Origin of the sequence: Nonomuraea sp. KM90, assembly GCF_052246675.1 — a bacterium.
Classification (GTDB): Bacteria; Actinomycetota; Actinomycetes; order Streptosporangiales; family Streptosporangiaceae; genus Nonomuraea.
Window position 1 is genome coordinate 25,580 of sequence record NZ_JBQQCB010000056.1, and the last position, 15,137, is coordinate 40,716.

Sequence of the window (15,137 nt, forward strand, 5' to 3'; positions counted from 1 at the left end):
TAAGTGGCATTCGGGGAGCTGGTCAAGCGTCATCTCGTAGACACCCGGCCGCTGGGCGTTCCCGCGTACCGCCGGATCTGGCTGGGCCAGGCCGTGTCGCACGTCGGCGTCGGCGTGACCGTCGTGGCGGTCGGGCAGCAGGTCTTCGAGCTCACCCACTCCTCGTTCTACGTCGGCCTGCTCGGCCTGGCCAACCTGATCCCGCTGATCGTCTTCGGCCTGTGGGGCGGGGCCGTCGCGGACGCCGTGGACCGGCGCAAGCTGCTCATCGCCGGCTCGCTGGTCGCCTGGGCGGCCACCCTGTTCATCCTCGTCCAGGCCCTGCTCGGTCTGAACAACATCCACCTGATCTTCCTCGCGGTCGCGCTGAACTCCACCGGCTTCGCCATCACCGGCCCCACCAGGGGCGCGATCATCCCCCGGATCCTGGAGCCGGAGCTGGTGCCCGCCGCCAACGCGCTCAACTCGCTCGTCTACAGCATCGGCGCGGTGGCGGGGCCGATGGTGGGCGCGGTCCTGCTCGGGAACGGCGGCTTCCCGGCCGCGTACGCGGTGGACGCCCTGTTGTTCGCCGGCAGCCTCTACGCGGCGCTCAGACTGCCCTCACTGCCCCCGCTGGGCGAAGTGACGCGCCCGGGGGCCCGGGCCGTGGTCGAGGGGCTGAGCTTCGTCGTCAGGAGCCCGGTGCTGCTGATGTCGTTCGTCGTGGACATCATCGCGATGGTGTTCGCCATGCCGCGGGCGCTCTTCCCCGAGCTGACCGCCGTGCGGTTCGGCGGCTCGATGGAGGCGCTCGGCTGGATGACCTCCGCCATGGCCATCGGCTCGGTCGCCGGCGCGCTGTTCTCCGGCTGGGTCGGCCGGGTCAGGCGGCAGGGGGTGGCGCTGTCGATCGTCATCGCCATCTGGGGCCTGGCCGTGGCCGCCGCCGGGCTCGCGCACGAGCTCTGGCTCGTGGTGCTGTTCATGGCCGTCGGCGGGGTGGCCGACGTCATCTCCTCGGTCTGGCGGCAGTCGATCCTGCAGCTGTACGCGCCGGACGAGATGCGCGGGCGGATGCAGGGCGCGTTCATGGTGGTCGTGGCCGGCGGGCCGCGCCTGGGCGAGCTGCGGGCCGGAGCCACCGCGACCGCGTTCGGGCTGACGGGCGCGTGGGTGGGCGGCGGCCTCGCGTGCGCCGTGACCGTGCTGGTCGTGGGGCTGTCGGTGGCCGGCTTCCGGAACTACCGGGCGCGCTAGGCGACCCTGGCGGCCGCCTGGAGGTCGGCCAGGAAGCTCGCGTACGCCTCGTCCCTGTCGGGCGCGCGCAGCACGGCGGACGGGTGCACGGTCGCCACCGCGAGCGCCTCCCCGAGCGGCACCGGCTCGCCCCGGTGCTGCGTGACCCGGAACTCCCTCCCCAGCAGCGACCTGGCCGCCGTGGCGCCGAGCACCACGATCACCTCCGGCCGCACCACGGCCAGCTCCGCGCCGAGCCATGGATGGCAGGCGTCGATCTCGCCGGCCGTCGGCTTCTGGTGAATGCGTCTTTTACCCCGTGGCGTGAAAGAGAAGTGCTTGACGGCGTTCGTGAGATAGACGTCGTCACGCGAGATCCCGGCCTCTTCCAGCCCTTTGTCCAGAATGCGGCCCGCCGGCCCCACGAACGGATGCCCCTGGCGGTCCTCCTGGTCTCCCGGCTGCTCGCCCACCAGCATGAACCTCGCCCGCCGCGGGCCCTCGCCGAACACGGTCTGCGTGGCGTTCCGGTAGAGGTCGCATCCCTCGCAGCGGGCGGCGGCCTTGCGCAGGGAATCGAGGTCGAGCCGGTCGGGAAGGAACTCGGCCGCCCCGTTGTTGCCGTCCTTAACCATCGTCGGTCGTTCTCCCAATAGGGTTCCTGTGACTCCTGTGCCCGCTGCGGACGGGCTCAGTCCCCGCCACGACCGGCGTACCATTCAGTTGGGAGGAGCCTTGACCGCACACGGCCTGATCGACACCACGGAGATGTATCTCCGAACGATTTACGAGCTCGAGGAGGAGGGCATCGTCCCTCTCCGCGCGCGCATCGCCGAGCGCCTCCAGCAGAGCGGCCCCACCGTGAGCCAGACCGTCGCCCGCATGGAGCGTGACGGGCTCGTCCGCGTCGAAGGTGACCGGCACCTGTCGATGACCGAGCTGGGCCGCACCCTGGCCACCCGCGTCATGCGCAAGCACCGCCTCGCCGAGTGTCTGTTGACCCAGGTCATCGGGCTTCCCTGGGAAGAGGTGCACATCGAGGCGTGCCGCTGGGAGCACGTCATGTCGGAGTCCGTCGAGTCCCGCCTGGTGACGCTGCTCGACAACCCCACCGTGTGCCCGCACGGCAACCCCATCCCCGGGCTGGCCGAGCTGGGCGCCAGGGAGCCGGTCGAGAGCGGCCCCGACACGCTGACGACCATGTGCGACCTCGCGGGAACACGTGACACACCTGTTGTCGTGCGTCGAATTAGCGAACAAGTGCAAAGCGATCCCGCTGTGATGCTTAAACTCAAGCAAGTTGGGATACAACCCGGACGCGAGGTGACGCTCGCGGCGAGCGACGACGGTGTACGGGTGACAGGTGACGGTGACGCGAAGGACACTCCTGCGGAGCTACCGCGCGATATCGCGGCACACGTTTTTGTCTCCAAGCGCTGACGCGCGCGCAGCTACTTGGTTGAATCCCTCCTGGGAGGCCCTCCACTCCCCTCTGGCCAAGACTGTTGCAGGAGCGCTCGTGGTCCGCTTTGCATGCACGCCACCCCGAGGAGTGGTCTCCGGATGAAGCGATGGGGGGATCTGTCACAGGACGCGGCTGATCACCTTGCGGCCGGATCCGTGCTCGACCACGCCGAAATGGCCGTGGTCGTGACCGACCGTTTCAGCAATCTCCTCTACTGGAACCCTTTCGCCGAGAAACTCTTCGGCCACCAGGGCAAGACGCCTTCGCGTGACACGTCCGTCCTGTCCCTCGGGATCATGGAGAAGGACCACCCGCTGGCGATCGAGCTGGCCAAGCATGTGCTCAAGGGCGGCGTGTGGGAGGGCACGTTCGACGTGCGGCGCGGCGACGGCACCATCGTCTACGTGCGCGCCCAGGCCGTGCCGCTGCGCCACTCGTCGGGCTCGGTGACGGGGATCGTCATCATGGCCCGCGAGGCGCTGCGCAGCAACGAGCGCGAGAAGGACCGCTTCGGGCTGCTGGAGCGCATCGGCGAGCGGCTGGCGGGCTCTCTCTACGTCGAGGAGACGCTCAAGCGGGTCGCCGAGATGCTCGTCCCCCAGTTCGCCGACCACTGCTTCATCGAGCTGATGGAGGGCGACCGGCTCGTCCGCAGGGTCTCGCAGCACGTACAGGGGTGGACGCCGCCGTCGGGAACATGGAAGCCGGTGGGCGCCGAGATCCGCTACCCCTCCGGCCACTATGCTGACACCGCACTGCGCCGCCAGGAGACCATCCTGGTCGAAGACTTCGCCACCAGCCGCTACCCCTCGCCCCACGAGGACAGCGCGCGCCTGTGCGGCGAGATCGGCATGACCTCCGCCATCGTGGCCCCGCTGCTGGTGCGCGGGGAGACGCTCGGGCTGATGTACCTCGGGTTGTCCAACCTCACCGACCGCCGCAGCCCCCACTACGACGCCTTCGACCGCGACTTCGTGGGGGCCATCGCCACCCGGGTCGCGCTCGCGATCGACAACGCGCTGCTGTTCGAGGAGGAGCGCCACACGGCGGAGTCGTTCCAGAAGCACCTGCTGCCGCGGGCGCTGCCGCAGCTCGACGGGCTGCAGATCGCCGTGCGCTACTACCCGGCGGCCCCGCTGGCCTCCCACGGTCAGGGCATCCAGACCCAGGTCGGCGGCGACTGGTACGACGTCATCCCGCTGTCCGCCGGCCGCGTCGGCATCGTCATCGGCGACGTCGAGGGCAGGGGCGCCAAGGCCGCGGCCATCATGGGCCAGCTCAGGGCGGCGCTGCGGGCGTTCGCGCAGGACGACAAGTCCCCGGCCGACATCCTGGCCCGGCTCGACGAGTGGACCCGCATCATCGCCACCCCCGAGCAGGACGACAACGGCGCCGACGTCAGCATCCCGCCCATCGTGACCTGCCAATACCTGGTCTACGACGCCTGGTCCCGGCAGCTCTCCTTCGCCAACGCCGGGCACGCCCCGCCGCTGCTGCTGATCGACGGCCAGTGCTCGGAGCTCGAGATCGAGGAGGTCGGCCAGCCGCTCGGGGTGCGCGCCAAGGGCCTGCACGCCGACCTGGTCTACAAGGAGGAGACCCGCACCCTGCCACCGGGCGCGGCGCTGCTCCTCTACACCGACGGCCTGATCGACCGCCGCCCGGGCCGCGACGGCAGGATGCCGAGCGAGGCCGAGACCCTCGGCGTGCTGTGCGACAAGCTCGCCAAGATGTCCGACGCCGAGGTCGAACGCATCGCCGACGCCGCCACGGTGGCGGTGCCCGGCGAGATCGACGACGACATGGCGATCCTCGTGGTCCGCTCCAGCGACGTCGACCTCGACGTCGAGGCGCGCACCTTCCCCGCCCAGCCGATCATGGTGGGCGAGGCGCGCCGCATGGCCGCGGAGGCGTTCGCGAGCTGGAACGTGCCCGAGGAGCGCGCCGAGCTGGCCTGCCTGCTCGTCTCCGAGGTCGTGACCAACGTGGTGCTGCACGCCGCCACCGCCGGGGTGCCGCGCAGGGAGCTGGTCGTGGAGGGGCCGCCGCTGCCGTTCGAGGATTCCTGGGACGTGCCGGGCTTCGAGGACGAGGTGGTCGGCGACAAGGAGTTCACGCTGAGGCTGCGCAGGGGCGAGGAGTCGGTCTGGGTCGAGGTGTTCGACCAGGACCTGCGCCTGCCCCGCATCCGCAGCGCGGGGGAGAACGACGAGGGCGGGCGCGGCCTCTACCTGGTCGACCAGCTCGCCCGGCGCTGGGGGTCGCGACCCACCAGGGAAGGCAAAGCGGTCTGGTTCGAGATTCCCACGCGCGGCAGGTGAATGATTCACTGGCTCAATGGAGCTGGCCTTCGAACGACGGGGCACCGGCGAGCCGCTGATCCTCATTCATGGCATCGGTCACCACTGGCAGGCCTGGTTGCCCGTGATGGACCGGCTGGCCGCCGCGCGCACGGTGATCGCGGTGGACCTGCCCGGTTTCGGGGTCTCTCCCGCACTGCCCGACCGCATCCCCTACACCGCCGAGTCGCTGGCCGACGCGGTCGAGTCCTTCTGCGCGCTGCTCGGTGTCCGCGAGCCGCACGTGGCGGGCAACTCGCTGGGCGGTTACATCGCGCTGGAGCTGGCCTCGCGCGGTGTCGTACGTACGGCGACCGCGCTGTCCCCGGCCGGCTTCTGGTCGCGCTCGGAGCTGCTCTACTGCCAGGCGATGCTGCGCACCCTGCGCGCCTCGGCCCGTTCCCTGCCTCCCGAGCAGCTCGCCAGGACGGCCGAGAACCGCTATCTGCGCGCGGTCTCCGCCGGGGTCCTGGTCGCCCGTCCCACCCGGCTCGATCCGACCGCGCTCATCGCGGCCACCCAGGCGCTGGGCCGGGCGGCCGGGTTCGACGAGACGCTGGAGTCGTTCGGCGGGCTGATGCCGCCCGCGCCGCCGAAGTCGCCCATCACGATCGCGTGGGGCGAGCACGACCGGCTGCTGCTGCGCCGCCAGGCGGTGCGCGCGGCGCGGTGGTCGGGCCAGCGGGTGAAGCTGCTGAAGGGCTGCGGGCACGTGCCGATGAGCGACGACCCCGAGCTGGTGGCGCGCGTCATCCTGGAGGCGTAGCTAGATCTTGGTCTGGCCCCACAGCAGCAGCATGACCAGGACGAACACGATCACCACGCCGGCATAGCCGATCGGCCCCAGGCGGATCGCCCGGCGCACGCGGTTGAGGACCCAGGCGAACAGCAACGCCAGGAAGATCAGAAGGATCAGGCCGCCGTCCATGCTGTCCAGTATGCGGGGCGAACCGGCTTGCCGCGCGGTGACGGATCAGAACCCGAAGGACCGGCCGATGATCTCCTTCATGATCTCCGTGGTGCCGCCGTAGATCGTCTGGACCCGGCTGTCGAGCCACGCCTTGGCGACCGGGTACTCCATCATGTAGCCGTACCCGCCGTGGAGTTGCAGGCAGCGGTCGATGACCTTGTTCTGCAGCTCGGTGGTCCACCACTTGGCCTTGGCGGCGTCCACCGCGGTGAGTTCCTTCGCGTTGAGAGCGAGGATGCACTTGTCGACGTAGTGGCGGGCGATCTCGGTCTCGGTGGCCAGCTCCGCCAGCACGAAGCGGGTGTTCTGGAAGGAGCCGATGCTGCGTCCGAAGGCCTGGCGAGTCTTGCAGTACTCGATGGTCCGCTCCAGCACGTCCTCGGCCGCGGCCACCGCCGCCACGGCGATCGACATGCGCTCCTGCGGCAGGTTGTGCATGAGCTGGAAGAAGCCCTCGCCGTCGTTGGGGCCGAGGCGGTTGGCGACGGGCACGCGGACGTTGTCGAAGAACAGCTCGGCCGTGTCCTGCGCCTTCATGCCGACCTTGTCGAGGTTGCGCCCGCGGCTGAAGCCCTCCATGCCGCGCTCCACGACGATCAGCGTGGTGCCCCTGGCGCCCGCCTCCGGGTCCGTCTTGGCCACCACGACGACGAGGTCGGCGTTGATGCCGTTCGTGATGAAGGTCTTCTGCCCGTTGACGACGTAGTGGTCGCCCTGGCGGATGGCCGTGGTCCTGATGCCCTGCAAATCGCTGCCGGCGCCCGGCTCGCTCATGGCGATGGCGGTGATCAGCTCGCCGCTCACGAATCCGGGCAGCCAGCGCTGCTTCTGCTCGTCGTCGGTCAGGTCCACGACGTACGGGGCCATGACGTCGTTGTGCAGCGAGAAGCCGAGGCCGCTGGCGCCGCTCCGCATGATCTCCTCGACGATCACCGCGTTGTACCGGAAGTCCGTGATGCCCGCGCCGCCGTACTCCTCCGGCACCGAGAACCCGAACATCCCCAGTTCGCCGGCCTTCTTCCAGACCTCGCGCGGTACCACGCCGTCCTTCTCCCACTGCGGGTGGTGCGGCACGACCTCGCGGGCCATGAACTCGCGCACGGTCTCGCGGAAGAGCAGGTGCTCCTCGTCGAAGAGGTCTCGCTGCATCAGTCGCCTCCACTGGCAGAATGCTGTTCTGTTGCCGCCAGGTATACCCGCTTTACCGGGGCCCGGGGAGCCTGTGGACACGGGTTCATCACAAGTGACGGAAGAAGCGACATTCGGTAGGTGTTGCGGGTGTTTCGACCCTAAGATCTACCCTCGGTCCGTATGTGGTTGATCGGAGTCTCCCGTGAGTCGGTGGCGCAAGGCGTTGATCGCCGCATCGGTGGGCATGGCGGCCTCTGCGGCGTTCGTCGTGACGTCGTCGATCCCAGGCCAGGCACAGGCGTCGTTGGTGGCCAACTATCGCTGCACGGGCGGCATCGCCGGCAGCGGCGTGGACATCGAGGCCCGGATGACTCCCCAGGTCGAGGGCGGCACCATGAACGTCCGCTGGGACATGAGCTACAAGAGCCTGCAGAAGTTCGGCTCGCCCGGCTTCTTCCCCGAAGGGTCCTCCCTGGACCTGGAGGGCGTGGTGGACATCAGCGGCGGCTGGATCGGACAGCTCCGGCCGCGCGGTGGCCAGACGCAGGGCGAGCTGGTGCCCGGCGACTACCTCGAACTTCCCGAAGGGCTGTCGGACAGCGCGTCGCTCACGAGGACCGGCACCATCCGCTTCAAGCCCAGCACCCTGACCGTCCGGTTCACTCCGGCCGAGGGTGACGTCATGGTCAACAACAAGGACCCGAAGATCAAGTACAACGGGCCCTGGACCTGGGAGTACACCGCGTCGAGGTACGACGACTACCTCAACGACCTGCAGAGGACCGAGGGCCTCGACTCCGTCGCCAAGCTCGACTTCATCGGCACGAAGGTCGCCTACATCGGCAGGCGCGAGCAGGACCTCAGCCCGATCAGGGTGCTCATCGACGGGCAGCCCGTTACCTCGGGCCTGGTCCAGCCGGGCCAGGACCGCAGCGGCAACGACATGACGGGCACCGAGACGCAGGAAGTGCTCTGGACGTCGCCGCAGCTCGAGTACGGGCCGCACACCATCGAGATCATCAACACCGAGAGCAAGGTCGCCTACCTCGACGCCTTCCAGGTGTTCACCGGTGATGTGCCCGAGCCACCCCAGCACCAGCAGGCGACCTGCACGCTCCAGGGCGACCCGGGCGCCATCGACATCAACGTCCCAGGTGGCTCCCAGACGCCGACGAACACCGCCACGGACGACCCCACCGAGGAGCCGACGGACGAGCCGACCGATCCGGTCGACCCGGACCCCACGTCCACGGGAACCACCACGCCCCCGGCGGCCGGCACCATCACCGACGGCCTGGGCCGCGTGATCGTCGTTCCGCAGGTGTCCGGCACGACCTCGTCCACGCCGAAGAGCACCGGGCCGACGGCGACCAGGTACTACAGGGCCCAGGTGGCCAAGACGCCCAGCGGCGGCGTGGACACCGGTGAGGCGCCGGAAGGTCCGGAGCGTCCGTACGGGCTCATGGCCGGCGGCATGGTGCTGCTGATGGGAAGTGCCGGTGGCGGGCTGGTGCTGCGCCGGCGCAAGGCCGCGCACGCGGGAGGAGCGCACTGATGGCCGAGCAGAAGACACCGATGCAGAGGGCACTGCCCGGACTGCTGATCGCCGGCTCGCTCGGCGGCGTCGGCCTGGTCATGGTGAGCCTGCTCTCGCTGGCGCCTCCCGTGGACGACGGCTCGGAGTCGCTGCTGGCGGCCCAGGACGCGCCGACCCAGGTGGAGGTGCAGAACGCGGGCGCGTTCGTGCTCCCGCCGACGGTCGGCCCCGGCGGCAAGAACGTCCCCCTCACCCCGGCCCGCCCGGACGCGCCGCCCCCGCTGGCCGCCGCGCCGGTCGTGGCGCCGATCCCCACGCCCAAGACCAAGGCCGCCAAGGCCAAGGCCAGGCCGACTCGCATCAAGATCCCCAAGCTCAAGGTGAACTCCCCGATCGGGGCGGTCACCGTCAACATGAAGGGCAAGCTCGGCACGCCGCCGCTGAGCAAGCCCAACCAGACGGGCTGGTACCGCTTCTCCCCGGTCCCGGGCGAGGCCGGTCCGGCGATCATCAACGGCCACGTCAGCACCCGCAAGGGCCCCGCCGTCTTCGACCGCCTGCGCGAGCTGGCCAAGGGCGACCACATCTACGTCTACCGGTCGGACGGCAAGGTCACCCGCTTCACGGTCAGCGGAATCGAGCAGGCCAGCAAGAACGGGTTCCCGACCAAGCGGGTGTACGGGAACACGAGCAACTCTCAGCTCAGGCTCATCACTTGTGGTGGCGTCTACAACAAGACGGCGCACAGCTACACGGACAACATTGTTGTGTACGCAACGCTGTCGAAGAAGAAGGGCTGAGGAGGAAGCTGTGGCGGATTTGGCGGTTTACGGGAAGTTGACAGGGACAGTTCGTAGGATCTCAACCTAACCGTGACCAACGGCTGGAATTCTGGCACGACTGTTGACACTGCTTTGAAACGGAGATGGACCCGTGCTTATGTCCCAGGTGGGGCGCCGCCTCGCCCATAAGACGTCCGCGTTGGGGCTTGCGAGCACGCTGGTCTTCTTCGTCTGCTCCGTCTTAACTCTGTCGTCTCCGGCTCAGGCCGCGGCAGCGGACCCGTTGAAAGTTACATACAGGTGCACAGGCGGCGCTCTGCCGGCCGAGTCGGTCGTGTTGACGGCCACTGCCCCGGCAACGGTGGCTCCCTCCCAGGCTGCGACGATCGAGTGGACCTTCCCCGCCATGACCGCCACCAAGGCGATCGCCGCACAAGCGTCCGTGACCACCAGCGGGGGTGACCTCACGGTGACGGGCGGAACCCCCACGCCCCTTAAGGGGTCAGGCACCGGCACGGTCGCGACGGCGGTTCAGGCCAACGGGACGTATACGCCACCGAAGATGACCGCCTCGGTCAGCGTCACGGCTACGACGGGCGGCAATCTTGTCCTGGCTCCCGTGTCGACGACGACGGGCACTCTGCTGACCATCACGGTGGCTGGTGAGGCGACAAACTGCACCTACGTGTCGGCGACTCCCGCCAGCATCTCCATCCCCGTCCAGACGGGCGGCGGCGGTGGGAGCGAGGATGACATCGTCACCTACGACTGCACCCTCCCCAGCGGCACCACCGACGCCGACTACCCCGCCGACGTCGACATCAAGGTCGTCATGACGCCCCCCACCAGCGCCACGACCAACACCGACGCCTCCATCACCTGGACCGGCACCATCCAAGCCTCCGGTGACGCGTTGAAGGCCCCCACCGGCTTCCCCACCACCAGCCCCAAGCTCTTCGCCACGATCAAGGCGAGCGGCGCCGGCGCGCCGGCCACCGCGACCGGTGAGGCCGCCCTCACGGGGGTCACCGCGGGCTCGGACATCACGACGCTCCCCAGCGTCACGATCAAGGTGAAGCCCACCACCGCGGGCACCGTCTCGCTGACGGCGGGCGATCTGGCCTTCGGCACCTCCGCCACCTCGCCGGCGATCAGGTGCACCGCCCCGACGACCGGCCTCAAGGCGTACACCTTCACGGTGACCGCCGGCACGGCGAGCCCGAGCCCGAGTCCGAGCCCCAGCGCCACGACGACCAGCCCCCGCCCCACCAGGACCAGCACCGCGACGGTGACGGTCACGCCCAGCAGCACCAGGAAGTCCCAGACGCCCAAGGCGGGTGCGGACACCGGTGCCGGTGGCGACATGGGGCCTGACGGGCGGCTGTTCATCCTGACCGGCACCGCTCTGATCACCGCGGCCGCCGTCGGTGGGCTGCTCATCCGCCGTCGCACCGCCAAGGGCTGACGATCGTGGGGGGCTACTACCAGCCGTACGGTGGCGGTCCGGCGCAACCCGCGCCGCCGCCGCCTCCGGAGGACAAGGGCAGTACGGCGCTCCGGACCGTGCTGATCGGGGCCGCCATCGCCGGGGTCGTGACCGTCGTCGCGGGCCTGCTGATCGTCTTCAACTCGCCCGCCGAGTACGGCCTGCAGAGCAGCAGGGACGCCCTGCCCCTGCCGGCGCAGCCGAAGGCGAGCGGGCAGCCGGAGCAGGCGCTCTTCCAGGCCCCGGCCGACGTGCCGCCGCCGCTGCCGCAGATCACCCCGGCGCCCCCGATGCTGCCCTCCACCCCGGTCAGGATCGTGATCAAGCGCCTGGGGATCAACGCTCCGATCAAGTCGGTGGGGCTGGCCAAGGACGGCACGATCCAGGTGCCGCCGGCGAACGACCCGAACCTGGTCGGGTGGTACCGGAACATGTCGACCCCCGGTGAGGTGGGGCCGGCGGTGCTGCTCGGCCACAAGGACACCCGGACGCGCAGCGCCGTGTTCAGCCGGTTGCCGGAGATCAGGAACGGCGACACCATCGAGGTCAAGCGCCAGGACAAGACGACCGCGGTGTTCACGGTCGGCGGCGTGGAGCAGGCGAACAAGAAGACGTTCCCGACCCAGCGGGTCTACGGGACGCAGGAGAACGCCCAGCTCCACCTCATCACCTGCGGTGGTACCTACGATCGGACCACCGGGCACTACACCGACAACGTCATCGTCTACGCGACGATGACGAGCTCCTATCGAAGCTGAGCGCGGAGGCTGGCATGGGCTGGATGGCGAAGCGGAGACTGCGTACTGGCCCGACGGCGGCACTGCCCGCCAAGCCGGACCCCGACGAGCTGTTGCGTCTCGTCCAGCTCGCCGACCCCAGCGCCCGCCGGGACGGCGACGACATCGTGGCGACCGACGTGCGCGTGTGCGCGCCCGTCGAGGCCGAGTCGGACCTGACCGGCGGCGAGCTGGAGAAGGTGTGGGCGGTGCGGGTGGTCGCCGAGGGGCCGCTGCCGCTGGACTACTTCGACCGTTTCCTGGCCGAGGGGCTGGCCTTCCGGCTCAAGGGCCTCGCGGTGTGCCGGGGCGAGGTCAGCGACCCGGCGGACGACAGCGGTGAGAGCGGTCCGGCCGTGATCCTCCCGGTACGGCCCACCGCCGAGGAGCTGGCGCCCCTGCTGGAGCAGGAGGAGGAGGGGCCCGCGTTCGCGGCGGGCGACATCCGGGCCATGCTGGTGCCGCAGAAGGGCCAGCCGCCGGCCGTACAGGAATTGCTGCCCTTCGCCACCGAGCTGACCGCGATCGAGCTGCGCGGTGAGGAGCCGGTCAAGCTGGGCACACTCGCCCTGGAGCTGTCCGAGACGCTGAACGGGCTGGTCGTGGACCGGTGGCGGTTCCGGGTCGACGCGGCGGAGGAGCTTCTACCCCCTACGTGAGCAGCGCCAGAACGTCATTCTGTTGTAGTCTGCCCCTAGTAACCGAATAATGCTCGGTTTCCAGGAGGCACTGTGGCAGAGGCGTACATCGTCGGGGCGGTCCGCACCCCGGTCGGCAAGAAGAAGGGCGGCCTGTCCACCGTCCACCCCACTGACCTGGCCGCTCACACGCTGAAGGCGCTGATCGACCGCACTGGCGTCGACCCCGCGGCGGTGGAGGACGTCATCATGGGGTGTGTCATGCAGTTCGGCCCCCAGAGCATGGACATCGCGAGAAATGCCTGGCTGTCGGCGGGGCTGCCCGAGACCACCGCCGGCGTCACGATCGACCGGCAGTGCGGCTCCTCGCAGCAGTCGATCCACTTCGCCGCCCAGGGCGTCATGTCCGGCACCCAGGACCTGGTCGTGGCGGCCGGCGTCGAGTCGATGAGCATCGTGCCCATGGGCTCGTCGATCACCGCCGCCCTGGAGAAGGGGATGCCGTTCCCGTTCGGGGAGAAGTGGGTCGAGCGCTACGGCAAGCAGGAGATCTCGCAGTTCCGCGGCGCGGAGCTCATGTGTGAGAAGTGGGGCTACACGCGCGAGGTGCTGGAGCAGTTCGCGTTCGAGTCGCACCAGAGGGCCGCCAAGGCCATCGCCAACGGCCACTTCAAGGACCAGATCGCCCCCATCAACGGGGTCGAGGACGACGAGGGCCCCCGGGCGGACACGACGCTGGAGAAGATGGCCGGTCTGAAGACCCTGAAGGAGGGCGGGCAGATCACCGCCGCCACCTCCTCGCAGATCTCCGACGGCTCCGGCGCCGTGCTCATCGCCTCGGAGGAGGCGGTACGCGAGCACGGCCTGACCCCGCGCGCCCGCATCCACCAGCTCGCGCTCATGGGCGACGACCCCGTCTACATGCTGACCGCGCCGATCCCCGCCACGCAGCGGGCGCTGAAGAAGGCCGGCATGTCGATCGACGACATCGACGTCGTCGAGATCAACGAGGCGTTCGCCCCGGTGCCGCTGGCCTGGATGCACGAGCTGGGCGCCGACCCGGCCCGGGTCAACCCCAACGGCGGCGCCATCGCGCTCGGTCACCCGCTGGGCGGCACCGGCGCGATCCTGATGACCAAGCTGCTGCACGAGCTGGAGCGCACCGGCGGCCGGTACGGGCTGCAGACGATGTGCGAGGGCGGTGGCCAGGCCAACGTCACCATCATCGAGAGGCTGTGAAAGGTGGAGCGCCGCCTCCCAGGCGTACGGGGGAGGCGGCGCTCCGTTTACTACCCATCCCGGTAGTAGTCTCAGCGCCCCTTCGAGGGGATGCGGCGCGGCGGCGCGATCGGCCGCTGCGGCATCTTGGGCATCGGCCGCACCACGGGAAGCCCGGGGCGGCTGTTTTTCTTGCTGGCGCGAACTCGCATGAGGAAGCTCCTTTACGTAATTCTCGACGACGCGGCTCGGAAGGGGCCGGTCGGCATGCTCGATTGCCGCGTCTCATGGCTGGACGGGTGGACTGAGCGGAATTACTGGTAAAGGCGCATGTCCAAGAGGCTATGGGGGCGCCAGGAGCCCGTGCAACCGAATTAACGGGCCGCCGAACCGGCGCTGATCACGAGGTCCAGGGCCGCGCGGGACTCGCGCATGGTCGTGCAGCGGCGGGTGCCGGTCGTGATCGCCACCACGGCGGTCGGGCCGGCGGCCGCCGCGCTGAGCCTGGGCGCCCTCGCGATCAGCTACGCGGCCGTTCCGCGCCGCGAGCTCGTCACCGCCGGCTAGACCAGCTGCCGTTCGAAGCCGGTCACCATGGCGAGCAGCCCCGAGTCGAACCACTGGTCGTAGAACGCGCGGGCGCTCTCGTCGTGCTGCTCGGCCGGTGGCGTGCCGACCTGGGCCAGGGCGTGGCCGAGCACGTACACGCCGACCGACTGTACGGCGGTGAGCGCGTCCCGCGCGGCGATGCCGGCCGCCTCGAAGCGCGACAGCAGCCCCGTGAGCAGCTCCAGCCCGAGGTCCACGTCGACCGGGTGGGTGGCGAGGAGCGGCACGGCGTGCGGGTGGGCCAGCAACATCCGCCGGTACGCCACCCCGAACCCCGTCAGCGCCTCCGGCCACGCCGTCTCCGGCGCGAACTCGGACACGGCCTCGGCGAAGAGCCGGTTGACCACCTCGGCCAGCAGCGCGTCCCTGTTGGGGAAGTGGCGGTAGAGCGACATCGCCGCCACGCCGAGCTGGGTGCCGAGGCGGCGCATGGTCAGCGCCTCCAGCCCATCGGCGTCCAGGACCTCGACGGCCGCGGCGACGATGCGTTCGGTGGTGAGCACGGCAGGCCGCCCGGCGCGCCTCGGCCCTGGAGTCATGGGTTCAGGGTAGCGACGAGCGTGGTCACCAGCATGATCAGGGACAGCGCGCCCACCACCATGTGCTGGACGTCCACGACCACGTCGTGCCCCTCTGCCGGGAGGATCTTCAGCGTGCGGGCGTACTCGCGCCGGTAGAGCTCGCGTTGCCCGGCGTTGCTCACCCCGAGGTACGGCAGCCACCAGTTGTACAGGTGCCCGGCGAGGATCAGGACGCAGATCCCCATGGCGGCGAGCAGCGACCAGGCCCGCCCGTAGGCGACCCCGGCGGCGACCAGGAGCGGGAACGGGTAGTTGATGGCCGCCGCCAGGGCCCGGCCGCGCACGTTCGCGCCGCTCAGGTCGTTGAGCGGGAACATCGGTAACCAGTCGGTGGCGACGAGCCAGGCGAGCCAGACGAGGGGGACGACGATCGCGACGGTGTGCACG

At 69.7% G+C, this 15,137-nt stretch carries 16 protein-coding genes; 11 read left to right on the top strand and 5 right to left on the bottom strand.

Annotated elements, in window-relative coordinates; genetic code table 11:
- Window positions 1–3: 3 nt before the first annotated feature.
- Window positions 4–1,239 (top strand): MFS transporter, encoded by a 1,236-nt coding sequence (locus ACTWPW_RS37680; protein ID WP_375117027.1) that lies wholly within the window; start codon window positions 4–6, stop codon window positions 1,237–1,239.
- Here ACTWPW_RS37680 and ACTWPW_RS37685 read toward each other — a convergent pair.
- Window positions 1,236–1,853, bottom strand: coding sequence for a UdgX family uracil-DNA binding protein (locus tag ACTWPW_RS37685; RefSeq protein ID WP_375117028.1), 618 nt, complete (start codon window positions 1,851–1,853; stop codon window positions 1,236–1,238). The genes ACTWPW_RS37680 and ACTWPW_RS37685 overlap by 4 nt on opposite strands.
- Before the next feature lie 100 nt (window positions 1,854–1,953).
- On the opposite strand from ACTWPW_RS37685, the gene ACTWPW_RS37690 reads away from it, so the two are divergent.
- From ACTWPW_RS37690 to ACTWPW_RS37700, 3 genes are all read left to right on the top strand, one after another.
- Window positions 1,954–2,658, top strand: a complete 705-nt coding sequence (locus tag ACTWPW_RS37690; protein ID WP_375117029.1) for a metal-dependent transcriptional regulator — start codon at window positions 1,954–1,956, stop codon at window positions 2,656–2,658.
- A gap of 123 nt (window positions 2,659–2,781) precedes the next feature.
- Entirely contained in the window at window positions 2,782–5,004 is a 2,223-nt protein-coding gene (locus tag ACTWPW_RS37695) for an ATP-binding SpoIIE family protein phosphatase (RefSeq protein WP_364119598.1), read from the top strand.
- 16 nt (window positions 5,005–5,020) lie between these two features.
- The gene (locus ACTWPW_RS37700) at window positions 5,021–5,788 is read left to right on the top strand and encodes an alpha/beta fold hydrolase (protein ID WP_375117030.1); all 768 of its coding nucleotides are present in this window, start codon (window positions 5,021–5,023) and stop codon (window positions 5,786–5,788) included.
- On the opposite strand, the gene ACTWPW_RS37705 is transcribed toward ACTWPW_RS37700, so the two are convergent.
- Both ACTWPW_RS37705 and ACTWPW_RS37710 read right to left on the bottom strand, forming a co-directional pair.
- Window positions 5,789–5,950, bottom strand: coding sequence for a hypothetical protein (locus tag ACTWPW_RS37705; RefSeq protein ID WP_364119592.1), 162 nt, complete (start codon window positions 5,948–5,950; stop codon window positions 5,789–5,791).
- 45 nt (window positions 5,951–5,995) lie between these two features.
- Window positions 5,996–7,141 carry an acyl-CoA dehydrogenase family protein gene (locus tag ACTWPW_RS37710; RefSeq protein ID WP_443171478.1) on the bottom strand — a complete coding sequence of 382 codons (1,146 nt, stop codon included), beginning with the start codon at window positions 7,139–7,141 and terminating at the stop codon, window positions 5,996–5,998.
- Window positions 7,142–7,325: 184 nt separating this feature from the next.
- On the opposite strand from ACTWPW_RS37710, the gene ACTWPW_RS37715 reads away from it, so the two are divergent.
- The 7 genes from ACTWPW_RS37715 (at window position 7,326) to ACTWPW_RS37745 (ending at window position 14,127) form a co-directional block, all read left to right on the top strand.
- The gene (locus tag ACTWPW_RS37715; protein ID WP_443171479.1) at window positions 7,326–8,678 is read left to right on the top strand and encodes a hypothetical protein; all 1,353 of its coding nucleotides are present in this window, start codon (window positions 7,326–7,328) and stop codon (window positions 8,676–8,678) included.
- A complete protein-coding gene (locus ACTWPW_RS37720; protein WP_364119584.1) occupies window positions 8,678–9,460 on the top strand; it encodes a class F sortase in 783 nt (260 codons plus the stop codon). The genes ACTWPW_RS37715 and ACTWPW_RS37720 overlap by 1 nt, the downstream gene beginning before the upstream one ends.
- 388 nt (window positions 9,461–9,848) lie before the next feature.
- On the top strand, window positions 9,849–10,907 hold the full coding sequence (locus ACTWPW_RS37725; protein WP_375117033.1) for a hypothetical protein: 1,059 nt from the start codon (window positions 9,849–9,851) through the stop codon (window positions 10,905–10,907).
- Between the two features lie 5 nt (window positions 10,908–10,912).
- Window positions 10,913–11,686: a class F sortase gene (locus tag ACTWPW_RS37730; RefSeq protein ID WP_364119579.1), complete on the top strand. Its 774-nt coding sequence runs from the start codon at window positions 10,913–10,915 to the stop codon at window positions 11,684–11,686.
- A gap of 23 nt (window positions 11,687–11,709) precedes the next feature.
- A complete protein-coding gene (locus ACTWPW_RS37735; RefSeq protein ID WP_443171480.1) occupies window positions 11,710–12,363 on the top strand; it encodes a hypothetical protein in 654 nt (217 codons plus the stop codon).
- Window positions 12,364–12,435: 72 nt separating this feature from the next.
- Entirely contained in the window at window positions 12,436–13,581 is a 1,146-nt protein-coding gene (locus tag ACTWPW_RS37740) for an acetyl-CoA C-acetyltransferase (protein ID WP_375117035.1), read from the top strand.
- 411 nt (window positions 13,582–13,992) lie between these two features.
- A complete protein-coding gene (locus ACTWPW_RS37745; RefSeq protein ID WP_375117036.1) occupies window positions 13,993–14,127 on the top strand; it encodes a hypothetical protein in 135 nt (44 codons plus the stop codon).
- On the opposite strand, the gene ACTWPW_RS37750 is transcribed toward ACTWPW_RS37745, so the two are convergent.
- Together ACTWPW_RS37750 and ACTWPW_RS37755 are read right to left on the bottom strand one after the other, a co-directional pair.
- The gene (locus tag ACTWPW_RS37750) at window positions 14,124–14,708 is read right to left on the bottom strand and encodes a TetR/AcrR family transcriptional regulator (RefSeq protein WP_375117037.1); all 585 of its coding nucleotides are present in this window, start codon (window positions 14,706–14,708) and stop codon (window positions 14,124–14,126) included. The two genes, ACTWPW_RS37745 and ACTWPW_RS37750, sit on opposite strands and share 4 nt — an antisense overlap.
- On the bottom strand, window positions 14,705–15,136 hold the full coding sequence (locus tag ACTWPW_RS37755) for a hypothetical protein (protein ID WP_375117038.1): 432 nt from the start codon (window positions 15,134–15,136) through the stop codon (window positions 14,705–14,707). The genes ACTWPW_RS37750 and ACTWPW_RS37755 overlap by 4 nt, the downstream gene beginning before the upstream one ends.
- Between the last annotated feature and the right edge of the window lies 1 nt (window position 15,137).

What these genes read in the sequence shown, in the direction of transcription:
- ACTWPW_RS37725 (WP_375117033.1), top strand. Translation starts at nt 9,849, where the DNA reads ATGACCGCCACCAAGGCGATCGCCGCACAAGCGTCCGTGACCACCAGC.
- ACTWPW_RS37695 (WP_364119598.1), top strand. Translation starts at nt 2,782, where the DNA reads ATGAAGCGATGGGGGGATCTGTCACAGGACGCGGCTGATCACCTTGCG.
- ACTWPW_RS37745 (WP_375117036.1), top strand. Translation starts at nt 13,993, where the DNA reads ATGGTCGTGCAGCGGCGGGTGCCGGTCGTGATCGCCACCACGGCGGTC.
- ACTWPW_RS37735 (WP_443171480.1), top strand. Translation starts at nt 11,710, where the DNA reads ATGGCGAAGCGGAGACTGCGTACTGGCCCGACGGCGGCACTGCCCGCC.
- ACTWPW_RS37720 (WP_364119584.1), top strand. Translation starts at nt 8,678, where the DNA reads ATGGCCGAGCAGAAGACACCGATGCAGAGGGCACTGCCCGGACTGCTG.
- ACTWPW_RS37710 (WP_443171478.1), bottom strand. Translation starts at nt 7,141, where the DNA reads ATGCAGCGAGACCTCTTCGACGAGGAGCACCTGCTCTTCCGCGAGACC.
- ACTWPW_RS37705 (WP_364119592.1), bottom strand. Translation starts at nt 5,950, where the DNA reads ATGGACGGCGGCCTGATCCTTCTGATCTTCCTGGCGTTGCTGTTCGCC.
- ACTWPW_RS37750 (WP_375117037.1), bottom strand. Translation starts at nt 14,708, where the DNA reads ATGACTCCAGGGCCGAGGCGCGCCGGGCGGCCTGCCGTGCTCACCACC.
- ACTWPW_RS37685 (WP_375117028.1), bottom strand. Translation starts at nt 1,853, where the DNA reads ATGGTTAAGGACGGCAACAACGGGGCGGCCGAGTTCCTTCCCGACCGG.
- ACTWPW_RS37700 (WP_375117030.1), top strand. Translation starts at nt 5,021, where the DNA reads ATGGAGCTGGCCTTCGAACGACGGGGCACCGGCGAGCCGCTGATCCTC.